The organism is Sulfurospirillum sp. hDNRA2 (assembly GCF_024206095.2).
Taxonomy (GTDB): domain Bacteria; phylum Campylobacterota; class Campylobacteria; order Campylobacterales; family Sulfurospirillaceae; genus Sulfurospirillum.
Genome location: NZ_CP159800.1, coordinates 696,432 through 717,249, shown reverse-complemented (window position 1 = coordinate 717,249; position 20,818 = coordinate 696,432). Strand labels below are relative to the sequence as shown.

Annotated in this window: 16 protein-coding genes and 1 tRNA gene; 11 read left to right on the top strand and 6 right to left on the bottom strand. The window is 44.5% G+C overall.

All coding sequences use genetic code 11. The features are described 5' to 3' along the window. Positions 1–4: 4 nt before the first annotated feature. The 3 genes from mqnE to NL930_RS03725 form a co-directional block, all read right to left on the bottom strand. The gene (gene mqnE, locus NL930_RS03735; RefSeq protein WP_254377353.1) at positions 5–1,078 is read right to left on the bottom strand and encodes an aminofutalosine synthase MqnE; all 1,074 of its coding nucleotides are present in this window, start codon (positions 1,076–1,078) and stop codon (positions 5–7) included. A 120-nt stretch (positions 1,079–1,198) separates the two neighbouring features. Beyond that, positions 1,199–2,407: a tryptophan synthase subunit beta gene (gene trpB / locus NL930_RS03730; protein ID WP_254377354.1), complete on the bottom strand. Its 1,209-nt coding sequence runs from the start codon at positions 2,405–2,407 to the stop codon at positions 1,199–1,201. Positions 2,408–2,495: 88 nt separating this feature from the next. Beyond that, positions 2,496–2,571: transfer RNA gene (locus NL930_RS03725), tRNA-Lys, on the bottom strand. Between the two features lie 166 nt (positions 2,572–2,737). Here NL930_RS03725 and NL930_RS03720 point away from each other — a divergent pair. The 10 genes from NL930_RS03720 to NL930_RS03675 all read left to right on the top strand — a co-directional run bounded on the left by NL930_RS03720 (position 2,738) and on the right by NL930_RS03675 (position 15,544). Further along, complete coding sequence (locus tag NL930_RS03720) at positions 2,738–5,263, top strand: HD domain-containing protein (RefSeq protein ID WP_254377355.1); 2,526 nt, start codon at positions 2,738–2,740, stop codon at positions 5,261–5,263. 145 nt (positions 5,264–5,408) lie between these two features. Next, positions 5,409–7,220, top strand: a complete 1,812-nt coding sequence (gene glmS, locus NL930_RS03715; protein ID WP_039674087.1) for a glutamine--fructose-6-phosphate transaminase (isomerizing) — start codon at positions 5,409–5,411, stop codon at positions 7,218–7,220. A 15-nt stretch (positions 7,221–7,235) separates the two neighbouring features. Further along, positions 7,236–9,065, top strand: coding sequence for a GGDEF domain-containing protein (locus NL930_RS03710; RefSeq protein WP_254377356.1), 1,830 nt, complete (start codon positions 7,236–7,238; stop codon positions 9,063–9,065). Between the two features lie 10 nt (positions 9,066–9,075). Continuing rightward, positions 9,076–9,954, top strand: coding sequence for a radical SAM/SPASM domain-containing protein (locus NL930_RS03705; protein ID WP_039674089.1), 879 nt, complete (start codon positions 9,076–9,078; stop codon positions 9,952–9,954). Further along, positions 9,951–10,337, top strand: coding sequence for an HIT family protein (locus NL930_RS03700; protein ID WP_254377357.1), 387 nt, complete (start codon positions 9,951–9,953; stop codon positions 10,335–10,337). Before NL930_RS03705 ends, NL930_RS03700 begins: the two co-directional genes overlap by 4 nt. 41 nt (positions 10,338–10,378) lie before the next feature. Beyond that, positions 10,379–11,722, top strand: a complete 1,344-nt coding sequence (locus tag NL930_RS03695; RefSeq protein WP_254377358.1) for a M14 family metallopeptidase — start codon at positions 10,379–10,381, stop codon at positions 11,720–11,722. A gap of 35 nt (positions 11,723–11,757) precedes the next feature. Further along, positions 11,758–12,987 (top strand): EAL domain-containing protein, encoded by a 1,230-nt coding sequence (locus NL930_RS03690; RefSeq protein ID WP_254377359.1) that lies wholly within the window; start codon positions 11,758–11,760, stop codon positions 12,985–12,987. A gap of 54 nt (positions 12,988–13,041) precedes the next feature. After that, positions 13,042–13,248 carry an Rdx family protein gene (locus NL930_RS03685; RefSeq protein ID WP_256497325.1) on the top strand — a complete coding sequence of 69 codons (207 nt, stop codon included), beginning with the start codon at positions 13,042–13,044 and terminating at the stop codon, positions 13,246–13,248. A 38-nt stretch (positions 13,249–13,286) separates the two neighbouring features. Then, on the top strand, positions 13,287–14,849 hold the full coding sequence (locus NL930_RS03680) for an NAD-binding protein (protein ID WP_254377360.1): 1,563 nt from the start codon (positions 13,287–13,289) through the stop codon (positions 14,847–14,849). Continuing rightward, positions 14,846–15,544 carry a TrkA family potassium uptake protein gene (locus tag NL930_RS03675; protein WP_254377361.1) on the top strand — a complete coding sequence of 233 codons (699 nt, stop codon included), beginning with the start codon at positions 14,846–14,848 and terminating at the stop codon, positions 15,542–15,544. Before NL930_RS03680 ends, NL930_RS03675 begins: the two co-directional genes overlap by 4 nt. On the opposite strand, the gene NL930_RS03670 is transcribed toward NL930_RS03675, so the two are convergent. From NL930_RS03670 to NL930_RS03660, 3 genes are read right to left on the bottom strand one after another with little or no spacing between them, the layout of a single operon-like run. Then, positions 15,536–16,450 carry an AEC family transporter gene (locus NL930_RS03670; protein ID WP_254377362.1) on the bottom strand — a complete coding sequence of 305 codons (915 nt, stop codon included), beginning with the start codon at positions 16,448–16,450 and terminating at the stop codon, positions 15,536–15,538. The genes NL930_RS03675 and NL930_RS03670 overlap by 9 nt on opposite strands. A gap of 3 nt (positions 16,451–16,453) precedes the next feature. After that, a complete protein-coding gene (locus tag NL930_RS03665) occupies positions 16,454–16,792 on the bottom strand; it encodes a translation initiation factor (protein WP_039674102.1) in 339 nt (112 codons plus the stop codon). Beyond that, positions 16,782–18,377, bottom strand: a complete 1,596-nt coding sequence (locus NL930_RS03660; protein WP_039674104.1) for an ABC-F family ATP-binding cassette domain-containing protein — start codon at positions 18,375–18,377, stop codon at positions 16,782–16,784. The genes NL930_RS03665 and NL930_RS03660 overlap by 11 nt, the downstream gene beginning before the upstream one ends. Before the next feature lie 120 nt (positions 18,378–18,497). On the opposite strand from NL930_RS03660, the gene NL930_RS03655 reads away from it, so the two are divergent. After that, on the top strand, positions 18,498–20,792 hold the full coding sequence (locus tag NL930_RS03655; RefSeq protein WP_254377363.1) for an EAL domain-containing protein: 2,295 nt from the start codon (positions 18,498–18,500) through the stop codon (positions 20,790–20,792). The last annotated feature ends 26 nt before the right edge of the window (positions 20,793–20,818 follow it).

Below are 20,818 nucleotides of genomic sequence, written 5' to 3'. Positions count from 1 at the left end.
TGAATTAAGATAGTGTGTGATGTTTAAGTTCGTGATAAAGACTGTCACGCTCGATCGCCTGAAAACCGCTCGTGTGAATCAGCTCCAAAATCGTTTGCAAGCCAAGGCCGTGAGCACTTTTGGCTCCCGCGGCACTTTGAATCGACTCGACTTCGATCGTCCCGTCTAAATCGTCCGCGCCGTATTCCATCGCGACAAGTGCCAAATTGATCGTCGAGGTTGCCCAATACGCTTTGATGTGAGCGATATTGTCGAGCATCAAACGGCTGATCGCAAAGGTTTTTAAAATTTCGGTAGAGCTTAAAAAATCGTCTACATGTAAGTAATTGTTGTCGCGTTGATAGACCAAAGGGATAAAGGCGTTAAAGCCGTGCGTTTTGTCTTGGAGCGCTCTTAGGCGAAGCATATGATCGATGCGGTGTTCGCGTTTTTCGACATGCCCGAACAACATCGTCGCATTGGACTCTTTGCCTCTTTGGTGCCATTTCTCGTGAATTTCGAGCCACTGTTGCGAGCTAACCTTGCCTTTGCAAATGTATTCGCGCACGCCTTCGTCAAAAATCTCGGCACCGCCTCCGGGCATCGAATCCACGCCGTGTTCGATCATTTTATCGATCACTTGATCGTAGCTTAAGCCATACTCGCCGGCTAAAAAGTTAATCTCCGCCGCGGTTAACGCTTTGACATGTAAAGAGGGAAATTTTGCTTTGATTTTGGAGAAAACTTCCAAATACCACTCAAGCCCCGTATGAGGATTGTGGGCGGAAACGATATGCACTTCGGTAATATGCTTTTCCTTCAGCGAATGCGAAACGGCCTGTAAAATCTCTTCATGGCTCATCGTATACGGGTTGGGATTTTTGCGGTGCGCGCTAAACGCACAAAATTTACAGACGTCTTTGCAGATATTCGTAGGATTGATATGGCGATTGACGTTAAAAAAGACTTTATCGCCGTGAAGCGCACGACGTTTTTGATTGGCGTATTTGCCGAGCGTAAACAGGTCTAAATCGTACAGCGCGATGCCCTCATCAAGGCTGAGGCGTTCATCGTTTTCTAATTTTTCGATCAGTGTCATGGAATTCTTTCAGAAAGAAATAAAGAGAGATTTTAACCACTTTTTTTATAAAGAGAGGTTAAAGCATTCCACACTGCTCTTTTGTTTAAGAAGGAGCACGATGCTCCTTCTTTGTGTCCCTTACATGTAATATTCGGGCTTATAGTTTTCCACCACAAAATCAATGTCTTTATCGCCTCTGCCGCTTAGATTTACCAAGATGGATTCATACGGTTTTTCTTTGGCAAGCTTCATCGCAAATGCGACCGCATGGGCACTCTCTAAAGCCGGAATAATACCCTCGTAATGGCTTAAATCGTAAAATGCCCGAATCGTCTCCGCATCATCGGCGATACCCACTTTCGTGCGTCCGCTGGTTTTCAAATAGGCATGTTCGGGTCCAACGGACGGATAGTCCAAACCGCTAGCGATCGAGTAAACTTCGGCAGGCTCTCCGGCATCGTTTTTAAGCATGATGGAGTTGAAGCCGTGTAACACGCCCTCGCTTCCGTACGTCAAACTCGCCGCATGTTCGCCCAATTTCGTACCGCGGCCGCCGGGTTCAACGCCGTACATCTCGCACGGATCGTCGATGAATGCGGAGAAAAGTCCCATCGCGTTACTGCCGCCGCCCACGCAGGCGACGAGGTTATCGGGAAGATTGCCCGTCATTTCCAAGAATTGCTCCCTTGCTTCGATACCGACGATGCTTTGAAAATCTCTAACCATTTTGGGGAACGGGTGAGGCCCTACGACCGAACCGATACAATAGATACTGTTTTCCGGGTCTTTAAGGTACGCTACAAATGCCGAATCGACCGCTTCTTTGAGCGTTCGCGCGCCAAAGGAGACCGGAACGACTTTCGCGCCGAGTACGCGCATACGCACAACGTTAGGGTGCTCTTTGGCGATGTCCACTTCACCCATATGAATTTCACACTCCAACCCGAAATACGCCGCCGCGGTCGCCAACGCCACACCGTGTTGCCCTGCTCCCGTTTCGGCGATGAGCTTTTTCTTGCCCAAATACTTTGCGAGCAAGGCCTCGCCCATACAGTGGTTGAGCTTGTGTGCACCCGTATGATTTAGATCTTCGCGCTTCAAATAAATGCGTGCTCCCCCGACGTACTCGCTTAAACGCTTGGCATAATAAACGGGGGTCGGACGACCTTGATAGTGTTTGCGAATATCGCGAAGCTCACGAATAAAATCGTGAGAATTTCCGATGGTTAAGTAGGCTTGTTCTATTTTTTTGAACTGGGTTTCCAATTCGGGCGGCAAAAAAGCACCGCCGAATTTTCCAAAATATCCCTCGGCATCCGGAAAGGCGTTAATATAAGGCTTTTGCATACGTTTTCCTTTGACATGTAACGTGAATGAAATTTTTTAGAGAGCATTATATCGCACTTTTAAGCGCGCGAAAGAGGAAAAAAAGAGGTGGTGGTCCGTGTAGGCTTCGAACCTACGACCCCATCATTAAGAGTGATATGCTCTACCAACTGAGCTAACGGACCGCGCTTGATTTGCGTTTTGAAATGCTACTCCTTTCTTGTTAAAATAAATATTAACACCCTATTTGGAGTCTTTCGGAAAATTTTTGTCACGATTTTATTACGTTTTGGTTACAAACAAGCTCTTTTAATGTATCATATGTGACTTCAAACGAGAGCAGGAAGTAGGATGGACATCGAAGAAATTATTGAAGATTTAATCGAAAAAAATGCGGACGACTTTGAAATTTCAAAACTGATCAAAGAGCATATCAAACATTATTTAGGCTCTTTAAACGAAATTTTTACCGAGAATCAGGGTAAAGATTTTTTAGTGAAACATACCAAAACCATCGATCATTTCATTACGATCATTTACAAATACACGCTTCGCAAATATTTTGGCTACTACATGCCTTTTGCCAATGCCGTACCGATCGTTCTGGTTGCGATGGGCAGTTACGGAAGGGAAGAGTTGTGCGTCTATTCGGACGTCGATTTGATGGTCGTATATAAAGCGGTTCCGGGCTACAACATCGAGCCGATTATTCAATCGATGCTCTATTTGGCGTGGGATGCGGGAATGAAACTAGGACATCGTACGCACAAACTCGAAGAGATCGTCCATGCGAGCAACCAAGACTTGACGATCAAGACTGCGATGCTCGAATCGCGTTTTTTGTGCGGCTCGAAACTGCTCTGGATGGAAACCGAACGCGAACTGCTTAAAATCCAACGCTGGCAAAAAAAAGAGGTCATTCAAAGCATCATTCAAGCGTGCGAAGAGCGACGTAAAAAAAACCCGATGAGCATGGAGCCCAACATCAAAGAAGGCGTGGGCGGATTACGCGACGCCAATACGCTTTCGTGGATTTGTAAAATTCTCTTCGGAAGCATTCGCCTCAAAGATCGCGTCCCCGAAGTTATCGATGAAGAGGAGTATAAAGAGTTTCGAAGCGCACTCGAATTTCTCTACCGCGTACGCTCCGCGTTACACCTCAGCGCCAAGAAAAAACAAGACGTCTTAATCCTCGAGTATATTCCGGACGTCGCCGCAAAATTGGGATTTGAAAACAAAATTCTCAAAAATGCGCAGATGCAACTTGCCTCCAAAACGTTTGCCTGTATGCATACGATCGACATTACGTTCCAAATCTTCACGCGTAAGCTCACCGCTTCGCTTCTTGCCGTGCCTTCACGCTTAAGCGTCTTAAAACAAGGACGTATCGCCCAAGGCTTGTACCTTGTCGATCATTGCGTATACGCGTCGCTCAAAAAACCGATCCCAACACTCGGAACGGTTTTGGAACAACTGCAACAATTCGACGATCGCGACGTGAGCTTTGATATTAGCTACATTCATTACATCCGACAAGCGCGTTTTGCCGCCCATAACTCTAAAAAAATCTATAAACAATTTTACGCGCTTTTATTTCAGTCCAATGTGTATGCACTCTTTAACGTTCTCTACGAAGCTTCGCTGCTTCAACAATTAATTAAACCGTTGAAACAGATCCAAAACCTCGCGCAATTCGACGGATACCACAAACTTCCGGCGGATATTCACTCGTTGCATACGCTTTATCATCTCGAACATATCAAAGATCCGTTCATTCAATCGCTCTTCGACGATTTATGCCCTGAAGGAAAAGCTTTAATACGCTTGGTCTCCTTTTTGCACGACATCGGAAAAGGACGTAAAAACGACCACAGCGAATTGGGCGCGAAAATTTTCCGCATTTACGCCTCCAAACTCTATTTTTCCGAAGAGGCGATTGAAACGGGTGCAACGCTGATTCGCTACCATACGTTGATGAGCAATACCGCCAGTCGCGAAGACATCTACAGTGAAAAAGTCGTTTTGGCGTTTATCTCCAAACTCCAAACCCCACATGTCTTAAAAATGCTCTACATCTTAACGTATGCCGATATGAACGCCGTTAACGACAATATCTACACCGGTTTTATCGGTAAGCTTTTACGAGAATTTTACAACGCGTCGATGGAAATGTTCGATAAAGAAGAGCTTATCGACGAAACGACCAAACGCCTTCGTAAAGAAAACAGTTTGAAAAAAAGCCCCGAATTTTTAGAACTCCCCAAAACCTTGCAGAAAAAAACGCTCTCGGTGCCTTCAAACTTTTTCTTTTTGAAACTCAAACCCCAAGCCATCGTCAAAACCGTCAAAGAAGCAGAAGATACGCCGCTTAATTCGTACCGTTACGTGATTAAAAACGACGATCATCTCAGTATCAACGTGATTCGGGGTATCAGCTTTAATATCGGCTACCTTTTGGGAAAACTCTCCTACCTCGATTTGGTGCAAATGGATATTTATAAACTCTTCGACGGCAAAAAATATTTTCAACTCGACTTTAACGAAAAAGTCGACGAAAGCGATATTCCGCTGATAGAAGAATTGATCGAAAATTCGTTTGATATGCATAAAAAAGCCGTCTTAAAAAAGCCGATTATTTTAAAAGGCGAGATCGACCTTAACTGTGAGCATTCCAAATCGTACGCGCTCATGCATGTCAACGCAAAGAACCAACGGGGCTTGATGGCATACATGATGAGTATGTTCGACGAATACGGCATCGACATTGCGATGGCAAAAATACAAACGATCAAGAATAAGACGCGAAACTTGATCTTAATTGAAAAAACAGTCCCTTTATGTGACAATAAAGAGAAAATTCTCGGCATTTTTCTCTGAATAGGCTGCTCGCAAAACAAGTTTTACAAGCAGTAAAAGCACCCAAAGGTGCGTGTGTTAACGTAGTCTTTCAAGCTTTGCTTCAAAGATGTGCAAAAAGTTCTTTTGCAAGAACTCTCAATAAGAAAAAGAAAGGTAAAACGGTATGTGCGGAATCGTAGGATACATCGGAACGGCGGAAAAAAGAAGCTTTTTACTCGGCGGACTTAAAGAGCTTGAATACAGAGGGTACGACTCGGCAGGCATTGCGGTTTTAAAAGACGGCGAAATCGACGCCTTTAAAGCCACGGGAAAGCTTTCCAACCTTGCACGCAAAGTCGAGCACTATAGCTCGGAAGGATTCGGCGTCGGCATCGGACATACAAGATGGGCAACGCACGGCAAACCGACCGAAGCCAACGCGCACCCGCATTGGGGCGAATTTTCGTACATCATTCATAACGGTATTATCGAAAACTACAAAGAGATCAAAGACGAACTGCTCAAAGACGGCGTCAACTTTTTAAGCCAAACCGACACGGAAGTCGCCGTGCATCTGTTTGAAAAAAACGTGCGCCTTTTGAACGACTGCTTTCAAGCCTTCGAAGCTACGATCCAAGCGCTTCACGGCGCGTATGCGATTTTACTGATTACGCAAAAACAACCCGACGTCATTTTCTTCGCTAAAAACGCCGTACCGCTTCTACTCGGCAAAAATGAATGCGGCGAAGTCTTTTTCAGCTCCTCAGACGCACCGCTAATCGGTTTGGCAAAAGAAGTATGCTACCTCGAAGACGGTCAATACGGCTGGGCAAAAAACAAAACCGTCACGCTTAAAAGCGAGGGTATCGAACATCGCCTTGAATTTAAAGCATTAACGAAAGACAAACTTTCCGCCCAAAAAGATGGGTTCCGCTATTTTATGGAAAAAGAGATCTACGAACAATCCCATGTCGTGACCGAAACGCTGATGGGCAGAACCAAAGAAGATAGCGTCGTTTTAGACGAACTATCTTCTCTTGACGTCGATGCAATCGATGCGATTAAAATTTGTGCCTGCGGCACGAGTTACCATGCCGCACTAAGCGCAAGCTATCTTTTCGAACGCCTTTCCAAAATCCGCTCCAACGTCGAAATTGCGAGCGAATTTCGGTATAAAGACCCTTTGCTAGAGCCTCGAACGCTCTTTATCGTGATTTCCCAAAGCGGCGAAACCGCCGATACCTTAGAAGCACTGAAAATGGCCAAAAAAGGCGGTATGAAGACCCTTGCTATCTGTAACGTCGATAATTCTTCTATCGTACGAACCGCGGACATGAGCATTTTAACGCGTGCGGGCATCGAAAAAGGGGTTGCCAGTACCAAAGCGTTTGCGACGCAAGTCGTGACCTTATGGCTTTTAAGCCTCTTTCTTGCCGAAAAGAAAAAGACGATCACAAAAGAACGCATGAAAACCGAAATCGACGCGTTGTTGCATATTCCTTTGGTCTTAAAAGTCAACGAAAGCGTTCACGAAAAAATCAGACGCCTCTCCAAGCGCTATTTGCACGGTCACGGCTTCTTCTTTATCGGGCGCGATCTTTTTTATCCCCTAGCGTTGGAAGGGGCTTTAAAGCTTAAAGAGATCAGCTACTTACACGCCGAAGGGTATCCTGCCGGAGAGATGAAGCACGGGCCGATTGCACTAGCCGACAGCGAACTTTTTACGATCGCTCTAATGCCCAAAAATCTCCTCTACGATAAGATGAAAAGTAACGTCGAAGAGCTCGGAGCGCGTGATTCGACGATGTTAATTATTAGTCCTGAACCTTTTGATTTGGCGGACGACGTCATTAAAACGCGAACGCATACCCATGTTATGAGCGAATATTTTGAGATGATGGTCATTACACAATTGCTTGCTTTGGAAATTTCGGTGCGTTTGGGTAACGACGTGGATATGCCTCGAAATTTAGCCAAAAGCGTTACGGTAGAATAAACCTAAGGATACGCGATGCAGAAAAAACTCTCGATCGTCATTGTCGGAACGATTTTCGCCTCTTTTATGCTTTCCATGTTCTATTCCGCACTTTCCATCCGCAATTTAGGGATAAAGAACGCGGAGGAAAAGGCGCAAATCATTGCCGACTTGGTTCAAGACGGTCTTTCGGCGCATATGCTCACCGGAACAATGGATCAACGCGAGTTTTTTCTCAATAAAATCAGCCAAGCCAAAGGCGTCGAAGCGTTATGGGTCGTTCGCAGCGATTCGGTCATTAAGCAGTTCGGTAAAGGGTTCAATAATGAAACCGTACGCGACGACATCGATGATAAAACGCTTAAAACCGGTCTGGTGCATCAGCAAAGCGAAGAGAGTTCGCATACGGCAAAACTTCGCATCAGTACGCCTTACATCGCTAAAGAACGCAGTAACCCTAATTGTATGGAGTGTCACCACGCTAAAGAAGGTGAAGTTTTAGGCGCGATCAGCATCGTTTTTGATATTTCCGAAATTCGCACGAACGGTATTTTGACGTCCTTAAGCGTTTTTGTACTCTCCTTGGTCATTATGACGGCAGTCTTTTTGGTCATCAACAACTCGATGAAACCTCTCATGGAGCTTTTCGATTCCATTACCTATGTGATGAACAAAGCCCAAGAGGGGGATTATAGCAAACGTATTCGTTTTAGCGGCAGCGATAAAGAGTGCCATAACGTGATGTTCTGGATCAATTCGCTTTTAGAAAAGCTGGAGAACACACTCAACGACATCGAAGTGACCGTCAAAAAATTTCTAGCACTCTCTCCGAATCATCAACCCGATCTTTTGCTCGACGCACAAGCAATCGTGCATGAACTGTCCGATATTTACCAGTTTAAACGAACCATTGAATTCGACGAAGATAAAGAGCAAGTCTATCGCCGTATCGGTATGATTTTAAAAAACGACTTTTCACTTAACGATTTCGTCTTGGTCGAATCCGGAAAAGAGTTTTTCCGTCCGCAAGTCGTTTTCGACGCTTCCACGAAAGAACGTAACGTCGAGATGTCGTGTCGCGCTCTTCGTACGAAACAGTCGGTTTATTCCGATCAGTTTCACAATATCTGCGAAACGTGCGACGCGTGTCAGCATTTTTTATGTATTCCTTATCTCATTTCCAACGATTTAGAATTGCTCCTTAGTATTTGGGCGCGCTCGGACGAAGAGTTAAACCAAATTAAAGCGCAATTGCCGAAAATTCAAAATTATATCGATGCCGCACGTCCCGAGCTCGTCAGTAAGAACCTAACGCAAATTTTAAAAGTCTCTTCGACGACCGATGCGTTGACCGGACTGTATAATCGCAAATATTTGGACGAATATATTGAAAAAGCCCTTTCGCAAGCCAAACGCAATAACATTGTTTACGGCATTTTAATGATCGACATCGACTTTTTCAAAATGGTCAACGATACCTACGGTCACGATGTCGGCGATCAAGCGATTCGCGCCCTTTCCAAATGCCTCAAAGAGAATATTCGCGAGGCCGATACGGCGTTTCGTTTCGGCGGCGAAGAGTTCTTAGTCTTGCTTTACGAATGCGATGAAGCGATGGTGCAAAATATCGCCGAAAAAATTCGCCTCGCTTTTGAAAAGACGCCGATTCAAGCACCTAACGGCACGGCGTTTTACAAAACACTCAGCGTCGGAGCCTCTATCTTCCCGAAAAATTCCGATTCGCTTTGGAAATGCATCAAATTTGCGGATATCGCGCTTTACAAAGCCAAAGAGAGCGGGCGCAATTGCGTCAAACGTTTTGACCCTTCCATGCTAGACGAGCAAGAGCTCAAAAACGCGTTTTAACGGGAGTTCAATGAAGTTTCATCGCGTTTACGTCGAGCTGAGTAATATTTGCGGGCTTAAGTGTAGCTTTTGTCCGCAAAGCACCTTGAAACCTCAATCCATGTCGCTCGATTTTTTCGAGTCTCTTTTAGCTCAACTTTTAGCCTATACGAAAGAGATCGCTTACCATATGGGAGGCGATCCTCTGAGCCTTTCCAACCTTGAAGCTTACCTCGGCGCAACGAAGCGATACGGATTGCAAGGCTTGTTAACGACCAGCGGATACTATCTGGGTAAACATTCGCACGAAACGCTTTTACACCCTGCTTTAAAACAAGTGAATATCTCGCTCAATAGCTACAACAAAAACGCTATGCCGCTCTCGTTTGAAGCGTATATGCAACCCATCCTTGAACTGTGTCGCGCAAAAAACGAGACGCGCAAAGACCTCTTTATCAATCTGCGCGTCTGGAATTTCGACGAAAAGCAAAGCGAAAAAGCGTTTAACGCTATGCTTTTTGCTTACCTTTCGCAAGCCTTCGGCGTTACGTTGGACGCCCAAACCATCGAGCGCGAAAGACCGCGTTCGCTTCGTCTTGCCGAAAAAGTCCTCGTGCATTTCGATCGCTATTTCGAATGGCCTTCCTTAGCTTCGACGAACGAGAGCGAAGGAACTTGTTTGGGTTTAAAATCGCATTTCGGCATTCTCTCAAGCGGTATCGTCGTTCCGTGTTGCTTGGATAAAGAAGGCGTTATACCGCTTGGAAACTTACATGTAGACTCTTTAGAGACGATTTTAAACGCTCAAAGAGCCCAAACGATTCTCCAAGGTTTTCGACAAGGTCGCTGTGTGGAAACTTTGTGTCGAAAATGCACCTATAAACACCGATTTCAAAAGGATGAACAATGAACGAAAACGTCTACGAAAACGACTTTTTTTACCTTCAAAAAGAAAACGCTTCTATCCCGTGGGTTAAGATTTTTAGCCGACACCCTTACAAAGAGCTCAGCGATTGTGACGAAAAGACGCGAAGCGTTCTTTTAGACGCCATGCTCGTCGTTGAAAAAACGATGCTCGATTTTTACGCTCCCGATAAAATCAATATTGCGATGTTCGGCAATTACGTGCCGCATTTGCACATTCACGTGATGGCACGCTTTCAAAACGATACGCATTTCCCCGAATCGATGTGGGGAGTTAAACAACGCGAAGCGCAACTCTCTCTCCCTTCGTTTGAAACGTTTGTTACCGTTTTACGTGAAAACTTGTCGGCTAAAGAGAAGCTTTGGTAAAATTTAATCTCCTATTTGCTAAGCTTCTTGGAAAAAATTTTATGAAAAAGATAACCATGCCCATGACGATGATTCAACGTTTGATCTTTCTTTGCCTTCTTTGCATCGCAACACTTGATGCCGCTAACTTACACTATTCGCTGATTAAAAAAGAGAGCTCCCAAGCCGGTAGCACGCTATTGATTATCGGAGGAATTCACGGAGACGAACCGGGCGGATACTTCGCGCCGATGCTTTTAGCCAAACATTATAAAATCGAAAGCGGCAATGTTTGGGTCGTTCCCAACCTTAACTTTGACAGTATCGTCCAAAATAAGCGCGGCGTTTACGGCGATATGAACCGAAAATTTGCCAAAATAGAGCCCAAAGATAAAGACCTCGAGATTGTAAACGAAATCAAAAAATTGATTTTAACGCCCAAAGTCGACCTCACGCTCAACCTTCACGACGGCATCGGATTTTACCGAGAACGCAACCTCAATAAAGATTTTAATCCCAAAGCATGGGGACAAGCGACGATTATCGATCAACAGCAAATTCCCAGTGCCAAATTCGGTAATTTAGGTGATATCGCAAAAAAAGTCAATCAAGAAACCAATATCGCACTGATTGAAGACGTTCATGAATTTAACGTCAAAAACACCAATACCAAGACGCAAGATAAAGCAATGCAACAGAGCTTGACCTATTTTTCGATTACGAACAATAAGCCCGCTTTTGCAATCGAAACCAGTAAAAACATTACCGATCTTTCGCAAAAAGTCTATTACCAACTGCGTACGATCGAGAAATTTATGGATTTGATGGGTATCAAATTTTCACGCCCTTTCGAACTCTCGCAACCCGTGATTAAAAAACTCCTTGAGGACGACGGTACGCTTGAAATTCCACCGACAAAAATTTTCTTAGACCTTTCAACGCTCAAATCTTCCATACGTTTTTTCCCGATGGATCCGACTAAATTGGAGTATAAAAGCAATAACCCGCTCGTTGCCGTCATTAAAGAAAAAAACGTCTACAAAGTGATGAACGGTAACCAAGTCGTCTCGACGCTGATTCCCGATTTTATCGAATTCGATCATTCGTTGGATAGCGTTTCGATCGTCATCGACGGGAAAGTCCAAAAAGTGAAAATCGGCTCGCTCGTCACCGTTAAAAACGACTTTTCGGTCGAACCGATTAGAGGGTACCGCATTAACGTCATCGGTTATTCCAAACACGGCGTCGAAAACGAAAGCGGTCTAAAAATTATGCAAAAAGAAATTATGAGTAATTACGCTATCGATAAACAAGAAAGCACCTACATGGTACAATTCTATAAAGATAAAAAGTTTTGCGGTATCGTCACGGTTAAATTTGAAGATGCGGCCAAAAGCAAAAAATAGACGTAGGTCTTGATCTCTCTTGAAAGGAACGATTCGTGAGCACGTATGTCGGTAGGCAGCCTATTTTTAACACCGAAGGGGCTTGTTTTGGCTATGAATTGCTGTACCGCTCGTGCGATACGCAAAACCTTGCCACCTTTATGGACAACGCCAAGGCAACCGCACGCGTCATTGTCAATATTATCCATAATATCGGACTTTCTCCTATCATCGGACAAAAGTTCGGTTTTATCAACGTCGACGAGACGATGATTTTTAGCGACGCGATTTTACTGCTCCCCAAAGAGTATTTCGGGTTTGAGATCCTAGAACATACGCAAATTTCCTTGGCATTGTACGAGCGCATTAAGCATTTAAGAACGTTGGGGTACCGACTGAGTCTAGACGATTTTGATTGCAGTGAAGCGATGTTTAAAGCCTATGAACCTCTTTTCCCCTACATCGATTTTATCAAAGTCGATATTCAAGCCATCGGATTGGAAAATCTTCCGCAAGCCGTTGCAAAACTGGCGCACTACAATATCCCTTTATTGGCGGAAAAGATCGAAACTTACGAAGAGCATGAAGCCTGTCTTCACCACGGATTTACGTTTTACCAAGGCTATTTTTTTGAAAAACCCGTTATCCTAAGCGGTCGCAAGATCGAGCCTAACACGCTCAGTGCCATTCAATTGATGAACTGCATTCACGAAGACAGCGACGCGACCTTTATCGCGAGTCGTTTTGCGACATGTCCGGATTTGGTCTACAATCTGTTACGACATATCAACTCCGGTGCTTACCATTTTAAAAATAAAATTAGCTCGATTAAACAAATGGTTCTGCTGCTCGGTCCTAAAAAGCTGCTTTCGTGGCTCGGACTTTTTCTGTATATGACGCCGAACCATCGCCCTTTCGGAGGCGAATTGTTTAACAATGCGAAATTTCGTGCTAAAGTTATGGAAGAACTCACGCTCATTTGCAATAAAAAAGAGTATGCTAACCAAGCGTTTTTAACCGGAAGTCTCTCGCTCATCGACGCTTATCTAAACGTTTCGATGGAAGAATTCTTGGCGCATATTCACTTGGACGACGAAATCAAAATCGCATTATTGCGCAAAGAGGGATTTTTAGGCAATTTATTGCAAATCGCAATTGAGATGAACCATGCCAACGATGCTCAAAATATCGTCAATTCCATCAACGATACGCGCTGCTTTACAACCGATCAGCTCTACGAGGCATGCACCAAAGCGCTCGTTTTTGTTGAAGAAACCGAACATTAATCAAAGGATTGAAACATGAATGTTACGATTTATTATTGTACGCGTTGAGGATATATGCCAAGAGCTTTCCGTGTGAAAGAAGAAATTTTACAAGCATTTCCGGATGCCTCCATTACGTTAAGCCCTAAAACGGGCGGTTTTTTCGACGTTGTCGTCGATAATGTCGTCATTTTTTCCAAAACCGAGAAAATCGGAACCAAGGTTGAGCGTTTCCCCGAAATCGGAGAAATCGCAACGCTCATACGCAAAACGTCTTTTTAGCATCTTGCGTAACCAAATTAACTTTTAAGGAACGCCTTGTGTCATTGGCTACTTTAGTGATTCGTTTCGCTTATTTTCTTGACACCAGCGTTTCTTACCGACGTTTGAAAGAAGCTGCACGCACACTTTTAGAGTACCCTCATTCCAAAATCAAGTTTTATTTCGATATTTTTATGGTCATTTTAGTCGTCTTAAGCGTTTTATGTTTACTCTATGAAGTCAAGCATCCCGATGAATCCGTCCTTGAATGGATCATTCAAGGATCGCTTTTCATCTTCATTTTAGAGTATCTTTTACGATTTTGGATCTATTCCGATAGCCATGCGATTATTATCGAACACTATGAATACGCACTTAAAAACAATCTCCCTTTTTCCTTAGGACGTGCGCTTGCCAAAGTCGTTCGTAAAAAATTAGATTACGTTTTTTCGCTTTTGGCAATTATCGATCTTTTAGCAATTCTGCCTAGTTACAGACCGCTTCGATTTTTGCGTATCTTTCTTCTGTTCCGTATTTTTAAGCTCTTTCGCTATGCCAGAAGTATGAAAACGTTTGCCGCCATTTTACATGAAAAGAAATTTGAGCTTATGACCTTGGCAATTTTTGCGGGTTTTGTAATTTTTGCGGGCAGTTCGGCAATTTATATCTTTGAAACCAATCAAAATCCGAAAATCAACACGCTTTTTGATGCGATTTATTGGTCTATCGTTACGATGGGAACCGTCGGATACGGAGACATCGTCCCCTTAACGCAAGAAGGTATGGTCGTTGCGATGGTGTTGATTATTCTCGGCATATGCGTGTTGGCATTTTTAACATCCATTATCGTCTCGTCGTTTCAAAACAAACTCGTCGAACTTAAAGAAAGCCGCCTTTATTACGACATCGAAAAGCTTGAACGCTATATTCTCATTTGCGGCTACGGAAGAGTCGGCGAAGTCGTCGCAAAAATGCTCCACGAAGACGGAAACGCTTTGGTGATTATCGATACGGACGCCGCTAAAATCAAACTTGCGCAAGAAAGAGGATTGATCGGTATCGTAGGCGACGCCTCCAAAAGCAAACTGTTAGGAACACTCGGTATCGATAAACGTGCTACGCATATCATTTGTGCAACCAACAGCGACGAACTGAATATTTTTATCACGTTGAGCGCTCGAAGCTTAAGTCCTCACGCGACGATTATCGCGCGCGTCATTAAAGCGGCGCACAAGAAAAAGTATTTGCTTGCCGGTGCAAATTATGCGTTTAGTGCCGATGAAACGATCGGTCTGATGGGTGCGCAACTGGTGACACAACCGGTTTCCTATGCCGCATTGGAAGGGATGCTCAGCGAAAATACGGGCATTGTGTTTGAAAGTATTTTTGTGCATGAATACTCTTTTTTCAACCGTCAAACGGTCGCCTCTTTAAGCTTATATGCCAAACGTTTGCTCTTATTCGGCATCGTACGTCAAGACGAAGGTACATGTGATAAATGCTTTTTCTTCAACCCTGCAGACGATTTTATCTTACAACCGCACGACAGTCTCATCGTCATGGGGCGTAAACACGCCATTAACGCATTTCGCAAACAAAACGAGAAGAGGAGTCGCGAATGAGCAATGCTTTGATTTTACTCTTCGGTTTCAGCCGTACGGCACTGGAAATTGCGACGAAACTTAAAAAGCAAGGCTACGCGTTCAGTCTGGTCGATTACGATCCTGCATCCCAAGTCAAAGCGCAAAAAGAGGGATTTGATCTGATCGTCTGCGACTACGGCGACGACGATGCGCTTGAATCGCTCGGTATCGCTCAAAACGTCGGTTTCGTCTTTTGCCTTTTTGACGACGACGTACACAACGTCTTTTTAACCCTTTCCGTGCGCGCTATCGATCCAAACGTTCCTATCATTGCGACCACGCACACGAAAGATGCCGTTCATAAGCTCGAAATTGCCGGAGCGACGACCATTCTCGATCCTTACCAAATTACGGGTAAAAAAATTTACAAGCTTATTACGCAACCCGAAGTCATGCAAATCGTCGAAACAACGATTTTTGGAGAAGAAGACGTCAATATGGCGCAACTGACCGTGACCGAGACGTCGCCTCTCAACGGTACGCTTCTGAGCCAATATTCCGCATGGAAAGCGTATAACATGTTACTGTTAGGACTCCACGATAAAGAACTAACCAAAGAGTTTATTTTCATTACCGAAGGACATACGCATAAGCTCGACGCCGGAGACGTTCTTGTCGTTATGGGTTCGATGAGCGAGATCCGTCGTTTTAAAACGGATTTTTGTTTAGAGTAACGGAAGAATCAAGAAAAGCGTTCCCATACATGCCAAAGTTTGCACGGTAATAATCGACGCCATCAAGCTGACGTCTCCGCCCATTTCGCGTGCTAAAATATACGCCGACGTTGCCGTAGGCATCGAAGCAAAAATAACGGCGATGCTCAAACTCATGCCACTTAACCCCGTACATGTTCCTAAAGCATAAGCGATCAGCGGAAAAACGACCAATTTAGCACTCGAAGAGACGACCAGAGCTTTTTTAGCATGGCTTAGATGCTTTAACTCCAATCCCACGCCGACCGATAAAAGACCCATCGGCAATGCCGCATGACTGATAATTGCGATACTTTTAAGCATAAAAGTCGGTAAAGGGTTTCCAAGCACGTTGAGCAATCCGCCGATCGCACATGCGACGATCAGAGGATTTTTCACGACCGTCGTCAAAAAACGTTTCATCGAAAACGTTCCCTCGCGCGTATAAATCGCAAAAACACTAATGCACAAGACGTTGATGAACGGAATCGCAAAGGCGATGACGATTGCGCTTAAAACCAAGCCCTGTGCACCGTAAAGCGCATTGACCAGAGCCAAAAGAACATAGGTATTAAAACGAATGCCGCCTTGAACGATAGAGGTAAACGCTCGGTTTTCAAAATGGAAAACGCCCTTAAGCAACATCAAAAGTACCAGAACGAGAAAAATTCCCGACAAACTGATTGCCACCAAATTGACCGTATGGCTCACGTCGATTTTGGCGACGGCGAGTTCGTAAACCAACAACGAAGGCATCAAAACGTAATACGTAAAGCGATCCATCTTCGGCCAAAAATCCGCCGTAGGAAATTTCATATGCTTAAAAAGGTAGCCCGTAAAAATAATCAAAGCAATCGGTAACAACGCGTTGATTAAAAGAGTCGACACTGTTTATCCTTTAAAACGAAATCCTTGCGCTTGCAGTAATACTTTTAATTTTTCGCGGCATTCGCCTTGAAATTCCAATCGATCATCTTTACATGTACCGCCGCTTCCCAACTTTTTTTTCAACTGCGAACACAAAGTGCTCAACGCCTCTTTGCCTAGAAAAAAAGGCTCGACGATACTGACGGGCTTGCCTTGGCGTTTTTCCATATGCATGACTAAAAGGTGCTTGCAAGGCTCTTTAAACTCACATGTAAGCACGGAGGACTTTTCTTCCTCCATTTCCCACGCTTGAATACAATCTAACGACGAGCCGATCGTAAAAGGGGCTTTTTTATCGGCCATACGTCTCTCGAAACGCTTCGTAATTGCCTTTAAAATCGATCATACTCCCATCGGCGTGAAGTTCGATAATTCGGTTGGCAAACGCGTCGATCAGTTCGCGATCGTGCGTGACGCAAATCACGTTGCCGGGGAATTTGAACAATCCTTCGCCCAAAGCGATAATCGCCTCAAGATCGAGGTGGTTGTTCGGCTCGTCTAACACTAAAAAGTTGCCTTTTTCCAACATCATTTTCGAAAGTCCGATACGGTGTTTTTCCCCGCCGCTGAGTTGTCCGACGCCTTTTTTTTGCTCTTCGCCCGAGAACAACATTCGCCCCAAACATTTACGAATCTCGTCCAGATCTTTTTTGTCGTCAAATTGTTGCAACCACTCAAACAACTGCAAATCACCGTTAATCATATCGGTCGTATTTTGAGGGAAATAGCTCGGGATAATCGTCGCGCCCCATTTAATCGTTCCGGCGTCTTTCTCCAATTGTTCCATGATGATGTTGCACAACGTCGTTTTTCCGACGCCGTTATGACCGATTAACGCTATTTTTTCGCCTTTTTCGACTTTAAACGAAACCGAATGCAACACTTTTTGATCACCGTAGCTTTTTTCGATGCCTTCGACTTCCAAGACTTCGTTACCGATGTCGCGCCCCATGCGAAACACGATGCTCGGATCCCTTCGCGAAGAGGTTTGAATATCGGCGATATCGAGCTTTTCAAGACGTTTTTGACGGGAAGTCGCTTGTTTGGCCTTAGACGCGTTGGCGGAGAAACGGCGCACGAACGCTTCGAGCTCCTCTTTTTCTTTGAGCTTTTTATCGCGCTCCATCTCTTGCTGTTTGGCGATCAAATTTGCCGCCATGTACCATTCGTCGTAATTGCCCGTAAATTCGCGAATCTTTTTAAAATCGACGTCTAAAATATGCGTCACGACCGCATTTAAAAAGTGTCTATCATGTGAGATCACGACCATCGTACCCTCATGACGCACCAACTGTTCTTCCAACCACGAAATCGCTTCCAAGTCCAAGTTGTTGGTCGGCTCGTCGAGAAATAAAACGTCCGGTTTGGGATAGAGCACTTGTGCTAGCAAAATCTTAAATTTATCGCCGCCGGTAAGTTCGCTCATTAACATGTCGTGCATATCGACCGAAAAGCCCAAAGAGGCTAAAATCTTTTCGATGTTTACTTCCACTTCATAGGTCGGATCTTCTTCGGCACAGATAATCTCCAACTCCGCCAAGCGGTCGTTGACTTTATCGTCGTTAAAATCGCCCGTTGCATACAAATGTTCTTTTTCTTTGATTGCATCGTACAATCTTTTATTGCCGTACATAACCGCATCTTTAAGGGTATACTCTTCAAACGCATACTGATTTTGATTTAAAACGCCGACGCGAAGACCGTTTTCAATTGAAATATTGCCGCTGGTCGGCTCGATTTGGCGCGATAAAATTTTTAAAAACGTTGTTTTACCCGCTCCGTTTGCGCCGATCAATCCGTAGCGTTTGCCTTTGTCCAATTTCAGATTGATATTTTCAAATAAAAGCTGATGCGAAAAGCGCATCGTTAGATTGTTGACTTCGACCATACATACTCGCTTTAGTTTTTCGCGGATTATACCATTAAGGTTCTTTTATCTTGATTTATCGCCCAATCAGACTAAAAAATGCTACAATTAATGCACGTAGATTGTGGTAAGGAACGCTTGGTGGCACTTTTCAAAAAAAATATTTGGTTGATTTTTTACAGCTTAACCTTAACCGCCGTTATCTTATTTCTTTTACTCAGCTATTTTAAATGGCAAAACATCTCTTTAAAGTACCAAATTGCGCAAGAAAATACCGTCGAACTGATCGCCAACGCAACCCACTCTTTGTTTGATACGCAAGAGCGTTTGATGGACGTTTTAGGAGCGGCTATCGCCGAAGACGACCGTTACGTACATCACCCTTCCGGTATCGGCAAGTACGCCCGAGCACTTTTAGACAACCCCGACGTTTTGGCATTCGGCGTCACGACGCCCGAGGGCGTTTTTCTCTACGGCAGTTCCGATAGCGATCCCACGCGTATTCCCAATCTCAAAAATAGACCCGAAAGTTATGCCTCTTTTATGGACGCGCTTTCACACAAAGGGATGGTTTTCGGTCGCACCTATTTTACGCCCGAACTTCAAAAATGGGCGATGCCGATTCGTAAAACGATTCGCGATACCGAGGGAAAGCCTCTGTTTGTAATGACCACGCTTTTGAAACTCACCAGCACGTTCGACCGCTTAATTAGCACGGTGCGTTATCGCCAAAATCTCGTCGTCTCGGTGATTCGCGAGAGTGATTCGTATCTACAATACCGTTCGCAAGAACACGACGAGTACAACCGAACCTATCAAAAGCCTTTTCCTCCCGAGACGATGGAGCGTATTTGGACCACGATTTTCGATACGTACGGACTCAATCCTCAAACGTTGCAAAACAACGAACTTTTAGTGTCGTTTCGCTATCAAGACGAACATTCTCGTCGCTACCTCTCTTCGTTGAAATACAATGCCCAATATAAACTTTGGATCGTGGCACAAACCTCTTTTGACGTTATTGTGGGAGAATTTATGGAAACGCTCGGACTGTATGCAGGCGTTTTTCTTCTTTTCGGTACGGTTTTTTACCTTCTGTTCCTCTTTATTGCGCAAGCAGAATCCAAGCGCCGTGCGGATTTAACGTACCAAGCGACGCACGATCAACTCACCGACTTACCCAACCGCAACTATTTACAACAAACCGTGAGTTCAAACCGAATCGCAAAAGACGCACCTCCGTTTACGCTTTTATATATCGATATGGACCATTTTAAAAATATCAACGATAGCTTCGGACATCACTACGGCGATAGGCTCTTGGTCGCGATCGCGAACCGTTTAAAAACGCTTCTGCCCTCCGACGCCGAAATTATCCGTTACGGCGGTGACGAATTTATACTGTTCACGCAGCTGTCTGAAAAGCAAGCGGTACTCGATTTTGCGACGCACCTCATCGAGACTCTTTCCAAGCCTTATACGATCGATACGTTACGTTTCACGATCGGCGCTAGCGTCGGCATTGCACTGTACCCTCAACACGGGGAAGACCTTGACATGTTAATGCGTGCGGCGGATATTGCCCTTTACGCTTCCAAAAAACTCAAAAACAGTGCGCATATTTTTGCCGAAACGATGCAAGAAGGTTTTCTACGTAACGTTCACGTCGAACAGGAGTTACGAAAAGCCCTCGACACTCATGAGCTTTTTATGGTCTACCAACCGCAAGTCGACGCGCAAGAGAGGCTTCACGGAGTCGAAGCCTTGGTACGTTGGAACAATGCACACTTAGGCTCCGTTGCTCCCGATCTGTTTATTCCTTTAGCGGAAGCTTCGGGTTTAATGCCGAACATCGGACGATTTATTCTTGAAAGCGTTTGTACGCAAATGCACGACATGCATCAACGCCTCGGATACGATTTTTGCGTCTCGATCAATATTTCGGTACGCCAATTCACCGACCCCTCTTTTTTACGACATCTAATCGAAACGATTGAAAAAACGCACATTAGGTCGCTTTCGTTAACGCTGGAAGTCACGGAAAATCTCTTTATCGAAGATCTTCATTTTTTAGTACCGCTTTTACAAGAGATTAAAACGATGGGCATTCAAATTTCGATGGACGATTTCGGGACGGGGTACTCTTCTTTGAGCATGCTACGCAAACTTCCTATCGATGAGCTCAAAATCGACAAAAGCTTCATCGACGAAATTTTAAAAGACGACGTATCGGCAAGTACGGTACGCAATATCATAGCGATTGCGAAAAATTTCGGGATGCGCGTCGTTGCCGAAGGCGTTGAATCTCAAGCGCAAAAAGAGCTTTTGAGCACTTTGGGATGCGATCTTTTTCAAGGATACTATTTTGCGAAACCGCTTTTGAAAGAGGAGCTGGAACGTTTTCTTCAAGGGAAAAAACCTATCTCGGAACCATAGGCTTCATTTTTTTAAACAAAGTTGTT

What these genes read in the sequence shown, in the direction of transcription:
- NL930_RS03685 (WP_256497325.1), top strand. Translation starts at nt 13,042, where the DNA reads ATGCCAAGAGCTTTCCGTGTGAAAGAAGAAATTTTACAAGCATTTCCG.
- mqnE (WP_254377353.1), bottom strand. Translation starts at nt 1,078, where the DNA reads ATGACACTGATCGAAAAATTAGAAAACGATGAACGCCTCAGCCTTGAT.
- NL930_RS03665 (WP_039674102.1), bottom strand. Translation starts at nt 16,792, where the DNA reads ATGGCCGATAAAAAAGCCCCTTTTACGATCGGCTCGTCGTTAGATTGT.
- NL930_RS03675 (WP_254377361.1), top strand. Translation starts at nt 14,846, where the DNA reads ATGAGCAATGCTTTGATTTTACTCTTCGGTTTCAGCCGTACGGCACTG.
- NL930_RS03660 (WP_039674104.1), bottom strand. Translation starts at nt 18,377, where the DNA reads ATGGTCGAAGTCAACAATCTAACGATGCGCTTTTCGCATCAGCTTTTA.
- NL930_RS03705 (WP_039674089.1), top strand. Translation starts at nt 9,076, where the DNA reads ATGAAGTTTCATCGCGTTTACGTCGAGCTGAGTAATATTTGCGGGCTT.
- NL930_RS03700 (WP_254377357.1), top strand. Translation starts at nt 9,951, where the DNA reads ATGAACGAAAACGTCTACGAAAACGACTTTTTTTACCTTCAAAAAGAA.
- trpB (WP_254377354.1), bottom strand. Translation starts at nt 2,407, where the DNA reads ATGCAAAAGCCTTATATTAACGCCTTTCCGGATGCCGAGGGATATTTT.
- glmS (WP_039674087.1), top strand. Translation starts at nt 5,409, where the DNA reads ATGTGCGGAATCGTAGGATACATCGGAACGGCGGAAAAAAGAAGCTTT.
- NL930_RS03695 (WP_254377358.1), top strand. Translation starts at nt 10,379, where the DNA reads ATGAAAAAGATAACCATGCCCATGACGATGATTCAACGTTTGATCTTT.
- NL930_RS03710 (WP_254377356.1), top strand. Translation starts at nt 7,236, where the DNA reads ATGCAGAAAAAACTCTCGATCGTCATTGTCGGAACGATTTTCGCCTCT.
- NL930_RS03720 (WP_254377355.1), top strand. Translation starts at nt 2,738, where the DNA reads ATGGACATCGAAGAAATTATTGAAGATTTAATCGAAAAAAATGCGGAC.